The sequence below is a fragment of the Hallerella succinigenes genome, from assembly GCF_002797675.1.
GTDB lineage: Bacteria > Fibrobacterota > Fibrobacteria > Fibrobacterales > Fibrobacteraceae > Hallerella > Hallerella succinigenes.
Map to the genome: position 1 here is coordinate 1428148 of NZ_PGEX01000001.1, position 16803 is coordinate 1444950.

General features: G+C 49.7%; 13 protein-coding genes. 8 read left to right on the forward strand and 5 right to left on the reverse strand.

The window, feature by feature from the left end:
• Positions 1–67 precede the first annotated feature (67 nt).
• Positions 68–1351 carry an O-acetylhomoserine aminocarboxypropyltransferase/cysteine synthase family protein gene (locus tag BGX16_RS06460; protein WP_100425319.1) on the reverse strand — a complete coding sequence of 428 codons (1284 nt, stop codon included), beginning with the start codon at positions 1349–1351 and terminating at the stop codon, positions 68–70.
• A 97-nt stretch (positions 1352–1448) separates the two neighbouring features.
• Positions 1449–2324 carry a Fic family protein gene (locus BGX16_RS06465; protein WP_241899478.1) on the reverse strand — a complete coding sequence of 292 codons (876 nt, stop codon included), beginning with the start codon at positions 2322–2324 and terminating at the stop codon, positions 1449–1451.
• Positions 2325–2730: 406 nt separating this feature from the next.
• Between BGX16_RS06465 and BGX16_RS06470 the strand changes: the two genes are divergently transcribed.
• From BGX16_RS06470 to tmk, 5 genes are all read left to right on the forward strand, one after another.
• Positions 2731–3681, forward strand: a complete 951-nt coding sequence (locus BGX16_RS06470; protein WP_100425321.1) for an aldolase catalytic domain-containing protein — start codon at positions 2731–2733, stop codon at positions 3679–3681.
• 74 nt (positions 3682–3755) lie between these two features.
• Positions 3756–4940, forward strand: coding sequence for an acyltransferase family protein (locus tag BGX16_RS06475; protein WP_241899479.1), 1185 nt, complete (start codon positions 3756–3758; stop codon positions 4938–4940).
• A gap of 194 nt (positions 4941–5134) precedes the next feature.
• On the forward strand, positions 5135–5935 hold the full coding sequence (locus BGX16_RS06480) for a hypothetical protein (RefSeq protein ID WP_100425322.1): 801 nt from the start codon (positions 5135–5137) through the stop codon (positions 5933–5935).
• A gap of 121 nt (positions 5936–6056) precedes the next feature.
• Positions 6057–8966 (forward strand): preprotein translocase subunit SecA, encoded by a 2910-nt coding sequence (secA, locus tag BGX16_RS06485; protein WP_100425323.1) that lies wholly within the window; start codon positions 6057–6059, stop codon positions 8964–8966.
• 5 nt (positions 8967–8971) lie between these two features.
• Entirely contained in the window at positions 8972–9604 is a 633-nt protein-coding gene (gene tmk / locus BGX16_RS06490) for a dTMP kinase (RefSeq protein WP_100425324.1), read from the forward strand.
• A gap of 12 nt (positions 9605–9616) precedes the next feature.
• On the opposite strand, the gene BGX16_RS06495 is transcribed toward tmk, so the two are convergent.
• Positions 9617–11065 carry a DUF3943 domain-containing protein gene (locus BGX16_RS06495; protein WP_157797913.1) on the reverse strand — a complete coding sequence of 483 codons (1449 nt, stop codon included), beginning with the start codon at positions 11063–11065 and terminating at the stop codon, positions 9617–9619.
• 162 nt (positions 11066–11227) lie between these two features.
• Between BGX16_RS06495 and BGX16_RS06500 the strand changes: the two genes are divergently transcribed.
• Positions 11228–11539, forward strand: coding sequence for a nucleotidyltransferase family protein (locus BGX16_RS06500; RefSeq protein ID WP_241899480.1), 312 nt, complete (start codon positions 11228–11230; stop codon positions 11537–11539).
• 3 nt (positions 11540–11542) lie between these two features.
• The gene (locus tag BGX16_RS06505; RefSeq protein ID WP_100425326.1) at positions 11543–13348 is read left to right on the forward strand and encodes a penicillin-binding protein activator; all 1806 of its coding nucleotides are present in this window, start codon (positions 11543–11545) and stop codon (positions 13346–13348) included.
• Here the strand turns inward: BGX16_RS06505 and BGX16_RS06510 are convergent, their stop codons facing one another.
• Complete coding sequence (locus tag BGX16_RS06510) at positions 13349–13570, reverse strand: hypothetical protein (RefSeq protein ID WP_100425327.1); 222 nt, start codon at positions 13568–13570, stop codon at positions 13349–13351.
• Positions 13571–13879: 309 nt separating this feature from the next.
• Between BGX16_RS06510 and BGX16_RS06515 the strand changes: the two genes are divergently transcribed.
• A complete protein-coding gene (locus tag BGX16_RS06515) occupies positions 13880–14830 on the forward strand; it encodes a tetratricopeptide repeat protein (RefSeq protein WP_241899481.1) in 951 nt (316 codons plus the stop codon).
• Positions 14831–14930: 100 nt separating this feature from the next.
• Here BGX16_RS06515 and BGX16_RS06520 read toward each other — a convergent pair whose 3' ends face one another.
• Positions 14931–16793: a glycosyl hydrolase family 5 gene (locus BGX16_RS06520; RefSeq protein WP_241899482.1), complete on the reverse strand. Its 1863-nt coding sequence runs from the start codon at positions 16791–16793 to the stop codon at positions 14931–14933.
• Between the last annotated feature and the right edge of the window lie 10 nt (positions 16794–16803).

Genomic DNA, 16803 nt, shown 5'->3' on the forward strand with positions numbered 1-16803 from the left:
TGCCTCATTTTTAAAGCAAAAAATAGCCGGGAAAAAAGCCCAGCTATTTTTCAAAACTGTGAACAAATTAAATCTGTTCGAAAGCTTGTTGAATATCCGCGATGATATCGTCTGCATTTTCGATGCCGACGGAAAGACGGATCAGGTCCGGACGAATGCCTGCTTCCATGAGCTGTTCATCAGAAAGCTGACGGTGGGTGTGGCTTGCAGGGTGAAGCACGCAGCTACGCGCATCGGCTACGTGAGTTACGATGGCGATGAACTTGAGAGAATCCATAAATTTGATGGATTCTTCACGACCACCCTTGATGCCAAAGGCCATTACGCCGCAAGGAATCCCTCCCTTGAACTGCTTCTGGGCAAGAGCGTGTTCCGGATTGCTTTCGAGGCCGGCAAAGTTCACCCAGGCAACCTTCGGATGGTTTTCGAGGAACTTGGCAACCTTCAAAGCGTTTTCGCAATGCTTTGGCATACGGAGAGCGAGAGTTTCGATACCCATATTCAGAAGGAATGCGTTCTGCGGAGACTGGATGCTGCCGAAGTCGCGCATGAGCTGAGCCGTCGCCTTCACAATGTAAGCCTTCTTGCCGAAAGCCTTGCTGTATGCGAGGCCGTGGTAAGACGGATCCGGTTCAGTCAATCCCGGGAACTTGTCGTGATGAGCTTCCCAGTCAAAATTACCGCTATCGATGATAGCGCCGCCGACGGTCATGGCGTGACCATCGAGATACTTGGTGGTGGAGTGCGTTACAATGTCTGCGCCATACTGGAACGGCTTGCAGAGAACCGGAGTGGCGAACGTGTTGTCTATGATGAACGGAACGCCGTGCTTATGAGCTATATCCGCAAACTTCTTGATGTCCGTGATATGGCAGGTCGGGTTAGAAATCGTTTCGCCGAAGAAAGCCTTGGTGTTCGGGCGGAAAGCTTTGCCGATTTCTTCTTCGCTAGCGTTCGGATCGACGAATGTAACTTCGATGCCGAGTTTTTTCATGGTCACTGCAAAAAGGTTGTAAGTACCACCGTAGATAGTGGAAGAGCTTACGAAGTGATCGCCACTTTCGCAAATGTTGAAAATGGCGAAAAAGTTTGCAGCTTGACCTGAGCTCGTGAGCATGCCTGCGACACCGCCTTCGAGTTCCGTGATCTTTGCAGCGACGAAATCGTTTGTCGGGTTCTGGAGCCGAGTGTAGAAGTAACCATCCGCCTTGAGGTCGAACAGGTCGGCCATCTGATCGCTTGTGTCGTACTTGAAAGTGGTGCTCTGGTAAATCGGGAGAATACGCGGTTCACCCTTCTTCGGTTTCCAGCCACCTTGAACACATACGGTTTGGTCATCAAGATTCTGCATGTCAGATACTTCCTTTTGCATAGATGTAAATTTACGCTATAGATAGAATTTATCTATTTAGCGAGGCTTTTCTATTAAAAATCTAGCAAAGTGTGGGTTATTTGTTCAAGAGGTAACGTGTACTGCGCCCGCGTCCGTTGGACTTGAGAAGCACCTTCTTTTGAACGAGACCGTTTAAGTCCCGCAAAGCGGAATCGTGCGAAATTTCGGCAAGGCTTGCCCATTCCGAAGAAGAAATCGGATGTTTCGGATTTTTGCGCAGCTGCCCGACGAGTTTCTGTTCGCGTTCGCTCAAAGCGATTCCGCTAATCGAAAGCTGCTGTTTGGTATCTTCAAACTGCGTTGTCATTTTTTGAGAAGTTTTGGCGAGCGCTTCCTGCATTTTTTCTAGGAACCAAAGGATCCAACTGGTGATTTCCCCATTCGAAGTCTGTGCTTTGTATAGGGCTTCAAAATAAGAATCCTTATTTTCGAGAAGAGTTTCGTTAAAAGTGTAATAGCAACGAGAAGTGTTTTCACTTTGTGCAAGGAGCATTTCGGAAAGCAGTCGCGCCAAGGCTCCATTCCCGGAATCAAAAGGACGGATTGTGACAAAGTGAAAATGGACAATTGCCGCCTTTAACACAGAATCAGTCGAATCTTCGTTAAAGTATTGGATAAACTTTGCGACTTCACGCGGAATGCGTTCGCTTGAAACGCCTTTGAATCCGCGGAGAATCTGGGAATGATAAAGTTCGCCGCTTTCTCGAAAATGTCCGCCTCCCGGAACGAGCGAAGCGTGCAAGGCGAGCAAACGCTTTTCGGTCATCGGCAAGGAATAGTTGCGCACCGCGGATTTGAAAACTCCGGGAACTTCGAAGCGGCCATCGATTCGAACGAGTGCCTCGAAATCCTTTTGACTCAAGGATTCGGCGAGTTCTTTTGAAGCGGCAAAGGAAGCTTTTCCCTGGAGCAGGCCCTGTAAAAATCTCACTTGGCAAAGCGGATTAATAATCTTAGAACGGAGATATCTGAAGTTCGTCCAGTCGGGATATTGATGAATAAAAAGCATATCTGTAATATAGAATAGGAAATTGCGTATGTCATCTAATTAACGCATAATTTGCGTAGAAATTAAAAAAGGAAAAGACGTCTGTAATTGATAGGTGGATTTAATTGAATAACTTTACAGAGGAGAGGAAGATTTTGAGCAAATTAGACTCATTAAACATTGTTGTTTTTTTTATTTATTTAATTAAAAATCAATGGTTTAGATATAAATAACGCAAAATATGCGTATAAAATAAGGGTTTTAAAGAAAGTTTTGATTTTACCGTTGGATTCGCCAAAAACGAATGCTAACTTATGAAAAAAACGTTTAGTGAAAAAAGGAATACAAAATGTACTACCCATCTATTAAAGTTCTCGACTGCACCATCCGCGATGGTGGCCTTGTCAACAAGCACGACTTTAGCTTGGAATTCGTCCGTCGTCTTTTCCAGCTTCTCACCGCTGCAGGCGTCGACTATATGGAAATGGGTTATAAGAACTCTCCGGAACTCTTCGACGCGAAGGAATACGGTCCGTGGAAGTTCTGCGAAGACGATCTTCTTTGGAAGGTGCGTGACGGAATCGATAGCAACCTCAAGATGGCTGTGATGGCTGACGTAGGCCGTGTGAATCTCGCCGCTATCAAGCCGGCTTCCGAATCCCCGTACCAGATGTTCCGCGTGGCAAGCTACGTGAAGAACATCGACAAGGGTATCGAACTTGTCAATACATTCCACGATATGGGCTATGAAACGACTTTGAACATCATGGCCGTAAGCCGAGACCGAGGTCCGGAACTCGACGAAGCTCTCGACCAGGTGGAAAACGAATGCAAGGCAGACGTCCTTTACCTCGTGGATTCCTTCGGTCACTTCTACCAGGAAGATATCGACCAGTGCATCAATCGCTATCGTCAGCATGTGAAGTCGAAGAAGTTCGGTTTCCATGGTCACAACAACCAGCAGCTCGCTTTCAGCAACACGATCCAGGCTGTCATCGACCACGTCGATTACCTCGACTGTACAGTCACCGGCATGGGCCGCGGCGCTGGTAACTGTACCACGGAACTTCTCCTCTCCTTCCTCAAGAATCCGAAGTTCGACGTTCGCCCGATTCTCGAAGCGATTACCGAACTCTTCGTTCCGCTCCGTCAAAAATACGAATGGGGCTACATCATTCCGCAGATGATCACCGGTTCCTTGAATCTTCATCCGTCGTCCGCTATTGAATTCCGCAAGGGTGCAGAAAAGGATAACTACCGCAAGTTCTACGAAATGATGCAGAACGAAATCAACATTTAAGCCTTTTAGCTTTTATGGATAACTGACTTCCAAATGCCGGGCAGCACTGCCCGGCATTTTCTATCTTTTGCGCTGTGAACGAAAAAGCTTATTTCCCTGCGATTGACGGTCTGCGCCTTTTGGCATCGATCAATATTGTGATGCTGCACTTGGCGTCGTCTTCGGCTCTTGGCTATATGTCGAACTGGGGATACGTTTTTCCGATTATTACGGCGCCTGCGTTTGCGGCGGGCCTTTTCTTTATTCTCGCAGGATTTTTGTTCGCTTCCAAGTTCAACGATCCGGACCGTCGGATGCCTGTGATTCCGTTCATGTTTGCGCGCATTGCAAAGCTTTACCGTTGCCACTTTGTAATGACGCTTTTGATGTTTGCCGCCACTCTTTTTAAGCTGAGTCATTGGACGCATATCCCCGCCTGGGGAGAATGGATGGATTGCATTTCGACGGGTCTTGGGAACATGTTCCATCCGATCCGTTCTTTAGTTATGCACCTGACTTTGACGTGGTCGCTCTTTCCTCAGCAGGGAATGAAACTGAATGAACCGAGCTGGTCGCTCACCGCATTCTTCATTTGCTATGCGATTACGCCTTTCTGTGCGCGTCAATTGGCGAAGATTTCTGACAAGAAAACGCTCTGGATTTTGTGCGGTCTTGTATTTTTGCCGGGAATTGCTTGGGGTATTTTCTTTGAACGTGCGGGATTCCTTGGGGAACTTCCGCTGCTCGGAAATTTTGCGAACTACGATTTGCGTTATCAGTATTTTCACATGTTCCCGCTGGTGCGCATTTTCGAATACCTCTTTGGCATGATTCTCTTCCGGTTGTACCGCTCGGGTGCATTCGACTTTTTGCAGAAGAATTACCTCGCCGGCATTTTGCAGATTTTCCTTCTTGTTATTTTGTATGTAAGCCTCTTTACGATGAAATCGAATTCCGTCGCCTGGAATTTCATTTGTCATCACACGGTGGCCGTAATGATCTACGGCGGACTGATCATTAGCATCACGACTTCCAAAGGCTGGCTCTGCAAAATTTTCTGCGTCCCGATCATCCGTTCTGTCGGTCGTGCTTCTTTCTATCCGTATTTGATTCATCTTCCGTTGATTACGATCGCCTGGTCGTTCTGCAACATGAACAAGCCTCTTTCGACGGTCGTATTCCTTGTCTTTATCTATACGATTAGCACCTTGTACCAAAAGCATAAAGATCATCTGCATCGCTTGAAAAAGCAGGCGCATTCTCTTCCGCCGCAGAAATAAGAAAAAAATCCAAAAAATTTTCAAAATTTTGAAATTTTGCAAGTTGTTGATTTCAAACTGTTTGCAAAATCTGTACTCCGTTTATCCACATTTGACAGTTCCAAACTGTGAGTTTCCTCACTTGAGAAAACGGGAATATGTGAACTATTTTTTTTCGCGGGTCATGGAGAGTAAGACTCTTCGGGAAGGTTTGAATGAGGGAATTTAGTTTTTTACTTGCAGTCGTTTTGACGACACTGGCCGTGATTTCTTGTGCAGGCGAGAATGCGGTGAGCGGCGAAAGAACGATTACGGTGGAAGAAAATTCTCCGGTTGCTGCGCTTAGCTCTTCAAAGTTTTTTTACCACGCAAAGAGCGCGTACGAGATAGACATGGAGAAGTCGATGCTCGTCACGTATGAACCTGTCTGCAGGGAGCAGGGGGATTCTCTTTACTGGTCTTTGAAGGGTGAAAAGCGCATAGCGACATACAAGTTCCACAGCCAGCAGAAAAAAGTGAGTTTGGACTTTGGCAAGGAAAAGCATTCCTTGCATTACGAAGGAAATGTTTTCCCGTTCGGCAAGTGGAAGGATACCGCTTCGACAGACGGTGTCGTGAAAGGCTTTGCCTTGGACGATGCAGGCGTGATTTCCCGTTCGAGTTTCTTTGAAACCTCTTGTGCGATTTCCAATTTGAAGAGCTTCCGCTTTTTTGAAACCTTCTTTGGCGATGGGAATTTCACAGCGGAAGATTGCGAGGTGGCAATTTCTTCCCACGGCTATGCGGTAAAGGTGGAAAATGTCGTAGAAAATGAAATCGATATTTTGGTTTTGAAAGATAAAGAACGTTGTGCCCTTTCGCTTTCTCCCCGTTTTGCGGTAAACAAGTCCGATTGCGAAGCCGCCTATGCGGAATATAAACAGGGAAATGGCGGTGAAGCGTTTTCTTTTGAGGATTACAATCTTGAAATTTCCGGTGATACGGAATGCTTTGTGAATCTGATGAAGTCTCTATAGTCCGCATGAAGGTTAATTTTTGAAAACGGCTTGAAAAGGTGGCTGAAACCGGTGAATGGTAGGTCGCCTTTTTCGTTTTTGTTAAATTTGAACGGTAATTTCAAAAAGGATTTGAACATCTATGAGCATTTTGGATTCTCTCCTCCATAAGGTTTTCGGTACTCCGCACGAGCGCAAGGTGAAGTCGCTCCGTCCGGTTATCGCGCAGATTCACGAAGCGCGCAAAAAACTGGAAGTTTTGGACGATAAGGATCTCGCTGCAAAGTCGGCAGAATTCCGCGAAGCGTTGAACAACGGAAAGACCCTGGAAGACATCAAAGTGGAAGCCTTTGCAGTTTGCCAGGAAGCTTGCGACCGCCGTCTCGGTATCTTCAACATTTTCAAGCCGAAGTTTGAATTTGATTTCGCCACTCTCGGAAATGATCCGGAAATCCTTTCCGCTGTGGAAGCGGCCAAGGCGGATCTCGCAGCGGGCAAGCCGGAATGGGAAATCTTTATGCCGGCAAAGTTCTATGCCAAGGTGCGTGAACTTTATCCGGAATCTGTGAAGCCGTTCCGTATGCTTCCGTTCGATGTGCAGCTCATTGGCGGTCTCGTTTTGCATGAAGGCGCTATCGCTGAAATGGCGACGGGTGAAGGTAAGACCTTGGCAGCTGTCTGCCCGGTGTACCTGAACGGTCTTTCGGGTAAGGGCGTGCACGTGGTGACGGTGAACGATTACCTCGCCGGTCGTGACGCAGAACAGATGGGCTACGTTTACAAGTTCCTCGGTTTGACCGTGGGCTTGATTGTTCACGATCTGACTTCGGAACAGCGCCGCATCAGCTATAACTCCGATGTGACGTACGGTACGAACAACGAATTCGGCTTCGACTATCTCCGTGACAACATGGCTGTGGATCCGAAGGATGTCGTTCAGCGCGAACCGAACTTCTGCATTGTTGACGAAGTGGACTCCATTTTGATCGATGAAGCACGTACGCCGCTCATCATCAGCGGTCCTGCAGAAGATGCGACGGACAAGTATCAGAAGGCTCGTGAACTCGTTTCGCAGCTCGTGCGCGGCAAGGATTACACGGTTGACGAAAAGGACAAGCTCGTTCAGCTGACCGAACGCGGTACGAACCATGTGGAGCAGCTCATGGGCTTCACGAACCTTTACGGCGAACATGCAGAATGGGTTCACTTCATTCAGCAGGCCTTGAAGGCGGAAAACCTCTTTATCCGCGACCGCGACTACATTGTGCGCGACGGCGAAGTGGTGATTGTAGATGAAAACACGGGCCGCTTGATGGAAGGCCGTCGCTACTCCGACGGTATCCATCAGTCCATCGAAGCGAAGGAAGGCGTGCAGATTCGTCGCGAAAACCAGACGCTCGCAACGATCACGTTCCAGAACTACTTCCGCATGTACAAGAAGCTTTCCGGTATGACCGGTACTGCCGAAACGGAAGCGACGGAATTCATCAAGATTTATAATATGAACACGTGGGTCATTCCCACGAACAAGCCTTGCATCCGTAAGGATATGCAGGACATGGTTTACAAGACCGAAGACGCGAAGTGGAAAGCGATCGTCGCCGAAATCAAGAAGCGTCATGAACTCGGTCAGCCGATTCTTGTCGGTACCGCCTCGGTGGAACGTTCCGAAAAGATGCACCAGTTGCTTTTGAAGGAAGGCATTCCGCACGATGTGTTGAACGCAAAAAATCACAGTCGCGAAGCGGAAATCATCCAGTACGCGGGTTACAAGGGCAAGGTCACGGTGGCGACGAACATGGCTGGTCGTGGTACGGACATCGTTCTTGGACCGGGCGTTCGTGAGCTTGGCGGTTTGCACGTGCTCGGTACGGAACGTCACGAAAGCCGTCGTATCGATAACCAGTTGCGCGGTCGTTCCGGCCGTCAGGGTGACCCGGGTTCTTCCCAGTACTTCCTTTCTCTCGACGATGACCTGATGCGCATCTTCGGCGGTAGCAATGTCAAGCAGTTGATGGACCGCTTTGGAGTCGGCGATGACGAAGTGATTACGCACCCGATCGTTTCCCGTTCGATCCGTGGCGCCCAGAAGCGCGTGGAAAGCCAGAGCTTCGATACCCGTAAGTATTTGCTCGACTACGATAATGTGATGAACGAACAGCGTAAGGTGATTTACGGTTTGCGTCGTCGCATTCTGAACGGCGACGATATCCGCAGCGATATTTGGGCAAACGTTCAGGACGCTTGCGATATCAAGGTCTCCCAGTTTGTTTCCAAGGATCGCTTTGCCGATGAATGGAACTGGGAAGGTCTTTCGACCGCTGTCAAGTTGAGCTTTGCTGTCGAATACAATCCGAGCGAAGAAGAACGCGCTCAGAAGTCTGCCGACCAGGTTCTCGACGACGTCATCGAACTTTGCCAAAAAAAGTACGACAAGCTCGTGGAAATCATTCCGGAAAATGATTTCCGCAATATCGAACGTCGCATCTTCCTCTACACGATCGACCAGCATTGGAAGGAAAACCTTTACGCAATGGACCAGCTGAAGGACGCAATCCGCTACCAGGGTTACGCCCAGAAGGATCCGCTGGTGATGTACAAGAACCAGGCGTTCACCACGTTCCAGAACTGTCTCGAAACGATCGCAACGCTTACCGCTCAGCGCATCTTGAACATTCGCATTCAGCTCGGTAACGGCATTTCCGTTGCACCGGAACAGATCCAGAAGGTAAACCGTCCGGCTCCGCAGAACGCAGAAAACGCACTGTCCGCTCAGCCGATCGAAGCCGCCAAGGTTCCTTCCCAAGATGCTTCGACCGCAGAACAGCCGGCTGAAGAAGCTCCGAAGGCCGTGGATCCGGTGCCGGAAGCGCCGACTTCGAGCGCGATTCCGAGTTCCGCACTTCCGGGCACGCGTCCGCAGGCTCTGCGCCGTCGCACGATCCCGGCTGCCCAGGTGAAGAGCGCAGGTCCAAAGCTTGGACGTAACGATCTTTGCTGGTGCGGTTCGGGTCTCAAGTACAAGAAGTGCCACGGTAAGAATCTCGATTAATTTCGATGCAGACTGCCGAGCGTTTCTTTTGCCTTGAAGGCATTGATGGCTGCGGAAAGAGCACGCAGCTGAAGCGCCTTGCCGAATTCTTGACTGGCAAGGGCTATGACGTGCTCACGATTCGCGAACCGGGTGGCTCCGAAATCTCGGAAAGCATCCGGAGCCTTCTGCTAGATATCCGCTATAAAGGCGTGATGGATTCCAGAACGGAACTCTTGTTGTACAATGCCGCTCGTGCACAGGTCATTGCCGAAAAGATAGCTCCGGCTCTTGCCGCAGGTAAAGTTGTCCTTGCCGATCGCTTTGCCTGGAGCACTCTCGCTTATCAAGGTTACGGTCGAGAAATTGACCCGCAGATGGTTTTGAATCTTTCAAACATCACATGTGGAAAATTCAACCCCGCTTTGACGATTGTTCTCGACGTTTCTCTCGAAGAAAGCCGTCGCCGTCAGGCGGGGGAAAACCGTGTCGCGGACCGGCTCGAAAGCGAAGCGGTCAGCTTCTTTGAACGTGTCCGTAACGGTTACTTGAAAATTGCGGAAGTTTTTCCGGATTGCGTGAATGTTGTGGATGCAAACGGCGACATGGACAAAATCCAGGATCGGATTCGCGATTTGATCTTAAAGCGTCTCGCTTAAACTTTCAAAATTTTAGAGGGTATAACGCACATACGCGCCAATGGCGTGCATGGAGCGCGACATCGGTTCGACGCGTTCGTAGGCGGCGATCTTTGCGTAGGAATTCAGGCGAAGTCCCACGGCGAAGTCGAGTGGCAGATTCACTTCGAGGCCTAGATTGTTGAGAAAAACAAAGTCATAGCCGTTCGTGCCGTAGTGAGGCTCGGTATTCGGCCAGCTGCGGAAGAGGTAAGCGGCGGCGTAGTTGTAAAAGCGTCCGATGTTTTTCCATTCGAGCTGGAGCGTCGCCTTGTAGCTTCCACCCAGGCTGTATTGGTAATTTCGGGTTACTTTGTAGTTGGAATCCGCGGAGGCAAGGACATTGTCGTAGTTGAAGTCCGAAGATCCGAGGAGCACGTAAGAAGGCATGTGGATCATGCGGAAGTTGAAGCGGTCCGAAAGATCCACGCTTACGTCTGCGCCAAGGCCGATCGAAAGGGCGGACATTTCGACGAGGTCACCGTAGAAGGTATCGAAATGCAGGTAAGCGGCGAGGTCCATCCAGTTCGTGTTGTTGTGCCGCATATTCAAGTTCTTGAGTTTTCCGACCGAGGAAACGCGCATCAACATACCGTCTTCGCTCTGATCCTGGACAAAGCTAAAGGTGAAGTATTCGAAAGGTTCCTTGATCTTTCTGTCAGGGCGTCCATAGACAAGGTTAAGTCCATAGAAGGCCGATGGGGAATCCCAGTCGTTGTCGGAGCGGTCGTCGGCGTCCTGGTCGTAGCGGTATTCGTCGCCGAAACGGTGCCCTACGCCTGTGTAGATAGACCATTCCATTGGGGCATAGCCTGGGTTTGTTAAGCTAGGTCCGTTGATCCATTCCTGGAAAGTCGCGACCGGGCTTGCTGCAAAGGCGAAGAGGTTTTCTAGGAGTCCTGCTCCGGGTTTTGAAACGGCCCGGGTCGCAATGCGGTAAAGCATTTCACCGTAGATCGTACCGCCGACGCTCGTCGCGATCAGGTCGTTCGGCGCTGGATATTCCGTTTCGCAGAATTCTTCCCACATCCATGAGCCTGTCAGGGCAAAGAAGAAGCTCGCGTAGAAGTCGTAGCCCGCGGAACGTGCCGCAGCGTAGTACATGGAACCTTGGTACGGGTGACCGAAGAAGTTGATCGCGAAGTGGTTGTCGTCCCACTTCCAGCCTTCCTTAAAGTTGCGTTCCCAGTAAGAAGGTCCGGTCTTTGCATAGTCTTTTTGCAGAACGTAGCGGTCCCAGCCCCAGACGAACAGGTTTAAGAAGGTGACTTCTCCAAACGGAACGATTACCGGCAAGCGACTGCCGGTAGGGCTTCGAGGGGTGAATTCCGGCATCGCGGAAGAGGTAGAATCCTGCTTTAAGGAGTCTGCAACAGCGCCTTCGTTTGCAAAAACGTGGGCTGTAAGAAGTGTAAAACAGAGGATGCCTATCAATTTTTTCATTGCATATACAAAAATGCTCTTTTTTGTAAAGTTTTGTAGGCTATTATAAGATAAAGAGTGCGAAATATTGATAAAAAGGGTCATCGGGTTCGAATTCGCTTAAAAGCGACTGTTTGTGATTCGGATTCGATTTTCTATATTTGGGGCACAATGCAGTTATGCTTGGAAAAAGATCAGCTGGAAAAGATTCAGCGTATATTAAAAGTCCACTTCTCCGGTTTGGAAGTGGATGCCTATGGTTCGCGTGTGACGGGAGTCGAACTGACTCCGGATTCCGCTCTGGATATTGTAGTGCTTTCTCCTAAGCCGATCTCCTTTGAAGAAATGGTCAGCGTCGAGAAGGCGTTTGCCGATAGTGGACTTCCGTTCCGCGTTGACATCGTGGACTGGGCCAAGCTCACGGAGAACATGCAAAAGAACATTAAGAAAGAGCATATCGTTATCCAGGAAGCGAATGTCTCTGAAACTCGATAGATTATGGTAAAAAACGTCATCTTCCCCATGATTTCGGCAGTTTTGTTTTCTGCCGTCGTTGCAAGTGCAGCTTCTGCAGAACTTTCCAAGGCTGAAACCGCGATTCAGAACGGCGACTGCGCTACGGCGATGCCGCTGCTCCAGCCGCTCGCCGAAAAGAAGATTCACAAGGAAGACGGCGCCAAGGCTGCAGAACTTTTGGCCCACTGCTACGTAAAGACAAACGACACTGCGAACTTGGATCGTTTGACGAGTCGCTATCTGGAATACTATGCAGGCAACCCGAAGCGTTCTCGCATGGAAGTGATTGCCGCAGAACGCATGCTCCACTCGGATTCCCAGATGGTGAAGGGCGTGGAAACGCTTTTGAACGTGCTCGTCTACAGCAAGAACGGCGAAATCAAGGAAATGGCACAGAACCTCCTCGCTCAGACAATTTCAAAGGACAAGCGTTTGACGATTAGCCAGCTGACCGCATTTGCGGACAAGGCTGTGGTCAGCAAGAAAGTGTCGAACGTGACCTGGCTCCGCTTGGGCAGGGAACTTGCCGAAAAGAAAAATTACAAGGCTGCCCGTTACTGGTATAAGAAGGTCCTTGTTGCAAATGAAAATGAAGAATGGGTGGAACTAGCAAAGGATGCGATGGGAGCTCTCGAAGGCAAGTCTTCGATTCCGACGGTTCTTGTGCTCGCTCCGGTTTCCGGGGACTTTGCAGAATTCGGCTTGGACGCTGTGAAGGGTGTCCGCCTCGCTTTGGAAAAGGCGAACCTGAACGGTAAGGTGAACCTTCGAGTTGCCGATACCCGTGCAGATGCCGTGGAAGCTCTTCGCCGCACAAGACAGGTCGTGGCGCAGGACAGCGTCATTGCGATTGTCGGTCCGATCATGAGCGCTCCGGCTGCAACGGTCGCCGCTTGGCTCTCTTCGACACATTCGAATATCCCGATGCTCACCCCGACAGCGACGGATGCTGGCATTTCCCGCATGGGCTGGAATATTTTCCAGGTGAACGTCAGCATGGACAACCTCGCGACGGGCATTGCGAACTATGCAGTGGACTGCCTCGGCATTCGTGAATTCGCCGTGCTTTCTCCGATCGGGGATTTTGGAACGGCGATGACGCAGAGCTTTAGCCGCGCTGTGGAAAGCCGTGGTGGCGTGATTCTTGCCACGCAGGAATTTGAAGAAGGCCGTCCGGATTATACGACGGAGTTTCGCAAGCTCCGAGCGGAACGTTTTGATCAGATTTTGCACAAGATGAATATTGCCCGCGGCGCGAAGAATTTGGATGCGATGGGTGCGAAGGAAAAGCGTTCCTTCATGAAGGATTCCGTCTTTAAGGTTCCGGGAATCTTTATTCCGAGCTCTAGCCCGTCGGATGCAGGCTTGATCGCTCGTCAGGTCGCTTATCACAAGCTGGACGGTACGCTGCTCGGTACTTCGGGTTGGTATGGTCAGGACTTGATCGATGAAGGTAAGAAGCTCGTCGAAGGTTCTTACTTTAGTGTTTCCTTTGGAAATGCCGATACGAACCAAACTTATAAAGACTTCAAGAGCGCTTACAAGGCAAAGTGGAATGAAGAACCGAAGGCAGACAAGGTCAGTGGTTTGAGCTACAGCGCAGCAAGTATTGTCTTCTCGCTCATCGCTTCCGGTGAAACGGATCTGGTGAAGAAAATCTATTCGCAGAAGGTGTTCCGCGGCGTATATGGCGATATCCGCTTTGAAAAGGGCGCAAACGCAAACGTCCAGATTATGAGCGTGGATTCGAGCGCCTTTGTGAACAAGACGGTTTGCCCGTCCAAGTAATCAGTATTCGTCGACAGCGCACCCGCAGAGAGCGTCCATGACGTAGTTCTCGGGTTCGCCTCGTAAATAGAATGTGTAAAGGTCTTCGTCGTCTGTGCAATCTTCTAGATTGACGCCCTTGCGGAGCATCAATTCTTGAGAGATGCGTCTTTTGAAAGTTTGAAAACCGGAGCTTAAAAGGGTCAGGGAAAGCGAGGCCGGTTTGTGAAGAATCTTCATCATAGGTTGCCTTCTTTGTTTGACTTTGGGCTCGGGACTTTGACGGAATTTGTCAAGCGTCTCTATTTTGGATATACACAAATTGCAAAAAGCTGTGAAATTACAAATTTATTATTTTGAACTTTCAGATTGTTAATTTATATGTAGAAAATGATGGATAGGACTGAATGTTACGGGGCAAAAATCGCATGACAGATGGTTCCACGCTAAAATTTTTGGAGAGCGTAAAATGATAAGTCTTTGATTCCGAATGCTTTACAATTTTTTCGCCCTTTAGAAATCGTTCCTGCTTTTTGGTATATTTAAAATCAAATGTTATTGCATGTTGGAATAAAAACTGTCGCTTTCGCTACGCTTTTCGGCGCGGCGCATGCTTTTGCGGGCTCTTCGCTCTTTGCTTTGCCCGGTGATTTGCAGTCCGAAGCCAAGCGTTCCGTGAAGCTCGCTCTGAATGCGGATTATAAAACTTCTTACCAGGTTTCGGAAAAGATTCGGGCAAAGAATCCCGGCGCGGCCTGTGTGCTGCGGAATGTGGTGCGCCTAAGTGAATTCGATGACGTCGGGGATACGCTTGCCTTGGAAAAGGCGGCGAAAGAACTTTCGGAGTGCACGGCAGAGGGCGCCTGGGATGTGCTGCGCGCCTTTGAACTAGGCTATGCGCAGTCAGCGCTCGGAAGCTCTTTGAAAGGCGCTCTCGGTACGCGGAGTGCGGCAAAGAAGTTTGAAGATTCCGAGGACAAGGATGCGAAAGCCTTTTATTCAATCTACGCTTACTATGTAGACGATGGCCTGAGTTTTTTGCCGTTCGTTTCAGACGATCGGGATGCTTACTTGAAAATCTTGGAAGAGCGTTCGGCGAATTCCGAGCTGTTCTGGGCGCTGTTCGCGACGCCGCTCGCCTGGATGTATTACGACAAGCAGGAATACGGCAAGGCGTTGAAGGTGGTGGAACGGGCCATTTCGAAGGCGCCTGCAAACCCTGTTTTTTGGCAGATGAAGGCCGATATGCTGTACAAGCAGAAGAAGTACGCGGAAGCGGCGAAGATCTACGAGAAAAGCGCTGCGGAGTATTTGAAGCGCACGGGAAAGTCGGTCCGCTATTTTTGCGCGATCGGTAACCTCTCGCGGATCTATTTGGATGCGGGCGACAAGGAAAAGTCCAAATTCTATGCGGATAAGCTTTTAGATCCGGATTATGAAAAGATCGAAAAGTGGATGCCCGGATCGCTTGTGAAGGATTTGGAGAAAAAAGATCTTTTATAAGATTTCTGTTTTGAAAATGCCTCTTTAGAAATTTCCTATTTGCAAATAAAAAATCCCGCTCGCACCGAGCGGGATTTTTCAGAGTTCATGAAGACTCGGATTAATACTTCGCCTTGAGTACATTCGGGCATTCGACTTCGGTGTAAGTATGGTTCGGGTTGCCTGCGGCTTCCATGAAGTTCGCGAGGAAGAGGCAACCTTCCTTGGCCTGAGCGTCGCTGCTGAAGCTGGCGTTGCACTTTTTCACCAAACAAGCCTTACGATCGGTGAGGTAATTGACACCATCGGAGTATCCCACTTCTTTTTCGCATTCGCTAAGGAGACCGCCGTATTGGGCGCCCTGGCTACCCCAGCCGTAGCCGGCGGTTCCGTTGAAGATACCGACGCCGCCGCCTGGGATCATGATGTCGAACTGGCCTTGGTTCACATCTGAACCGATATTTGTCACCATGACAATCAGCTTTTTGCCGACGAGAGCCTTGTGGTTGGCCTTGGTTTCGTATTTGCCCGTACCCGTGAAGGTCAGTTGGAAGCACTTTCCGCATTGGCCACCATTGGACGCGGGGACAGCCGCAAAGGCGAAGCCGATGTTGTCGCAACCGCTAATCGTAAATGGAATTTGGCTTGTGCAAGTAGCAGCGGAACCGCCATCACAGACGCTCTTGGCGTTGAAGTCGCTGAGTTCGGTTTTTCCGTTGGCGTTGCACTGCTTTGCTTCGTTTCCGTTGCCCGCATTTGCGGACCAAGAACAGCTTGGCTTACAGCCGTCCCAATAGCGGGTTGCCCAGCCGGAGCCGCTAGATCCGCTCTTTGTGACGATAGTCGGGCAGCCGGTAGAGATGCTGACAGAACTCGAAGAAGCGACAGAACTCGAAGAAGCGACTGAGCTCGAGGAACGCACGCTCGAAGAAGACGATCTAGCGGAGCTTGAGCTAACAATCTGCTGAACGCTCGAAGAGCTGACAAACGTGGCGTTGCCGACATTTATCGTTAGGGAGAAAGCTCCATCGCTGAATGTGAAGGTTTCTGTAGAAGTTCCATCGGCAAAGTAATCAGGAACTGTACCCGTTACGGTATAGGTCTTCGCGTTTTCGTCAAATTTTGTCGTGAGCCAATAGAGCGTCCAGTTGCGGGACGGTTCTGCTGTAACGCCGCTAAAGACGATGGTCGAAATCGAAGCGTTCTTGGCAACGGTCTGGGTCAGATTTCCGGTTACGGTAATGCTCCCGCTTTGCTGCTGACTTGCAGAAGAAAGGATAACGGATGCGGAGGAGTTGGTAACGACAGAAGTGGAAGACTTTCCGGTAGAAGTGGAAGACTTTTCGGAAATGATTGTGCCGTTGGTATCCACAACAGTTCCGTCTGTAAGAGTAATGTTGCCCGAATCGGAGTCAAAAGTTCCGATAATGTTGCCATTTGCATCCCGGACGGTCATGTCGGAATAGATATCGCCGACCACAACACTTGCGACGAGAGTCGCACTTGAATCTACAGAAATCGAAGAACTGCTAGCGACAGTTGCACTCGAAGTTTTGGTCGCTTCGGAAATCACGTTACCGGAAAGATCCTGAACGGAACCGTCGGTGAGGGTGATGCTCTTGCCGTCTTCATTGAGAATGCCGATGATGCTTCCGCTCAAGTCGGTGACGTTGCCATTATTGTCGATGAGGTAGCCGATTGAGGTGATGTTCGGAAGCAGAGTCGTATCTGCAGCAAGGAAAGTGTTGCCGGCAGCATCGGTAATGGTTCCGTCTGCGTTCAACTGACCGGCAGTTTCGCCCGTGGCAAGGTTGTAAACGATGCCTGTCGCCGGGTCAATGGTGTAACCGCCGACGTAATATGGCAGTTCCGAAACCCTCGGTGTGTCGTTATCGGAAGATTCGTTGGACGAACTTTCTCCGCAGTTCCATGTAAAGAGAGCTGCGGAGAGGGTGATAATAGATAAGTAACGTTTTTTCATCATGATTCCTCTG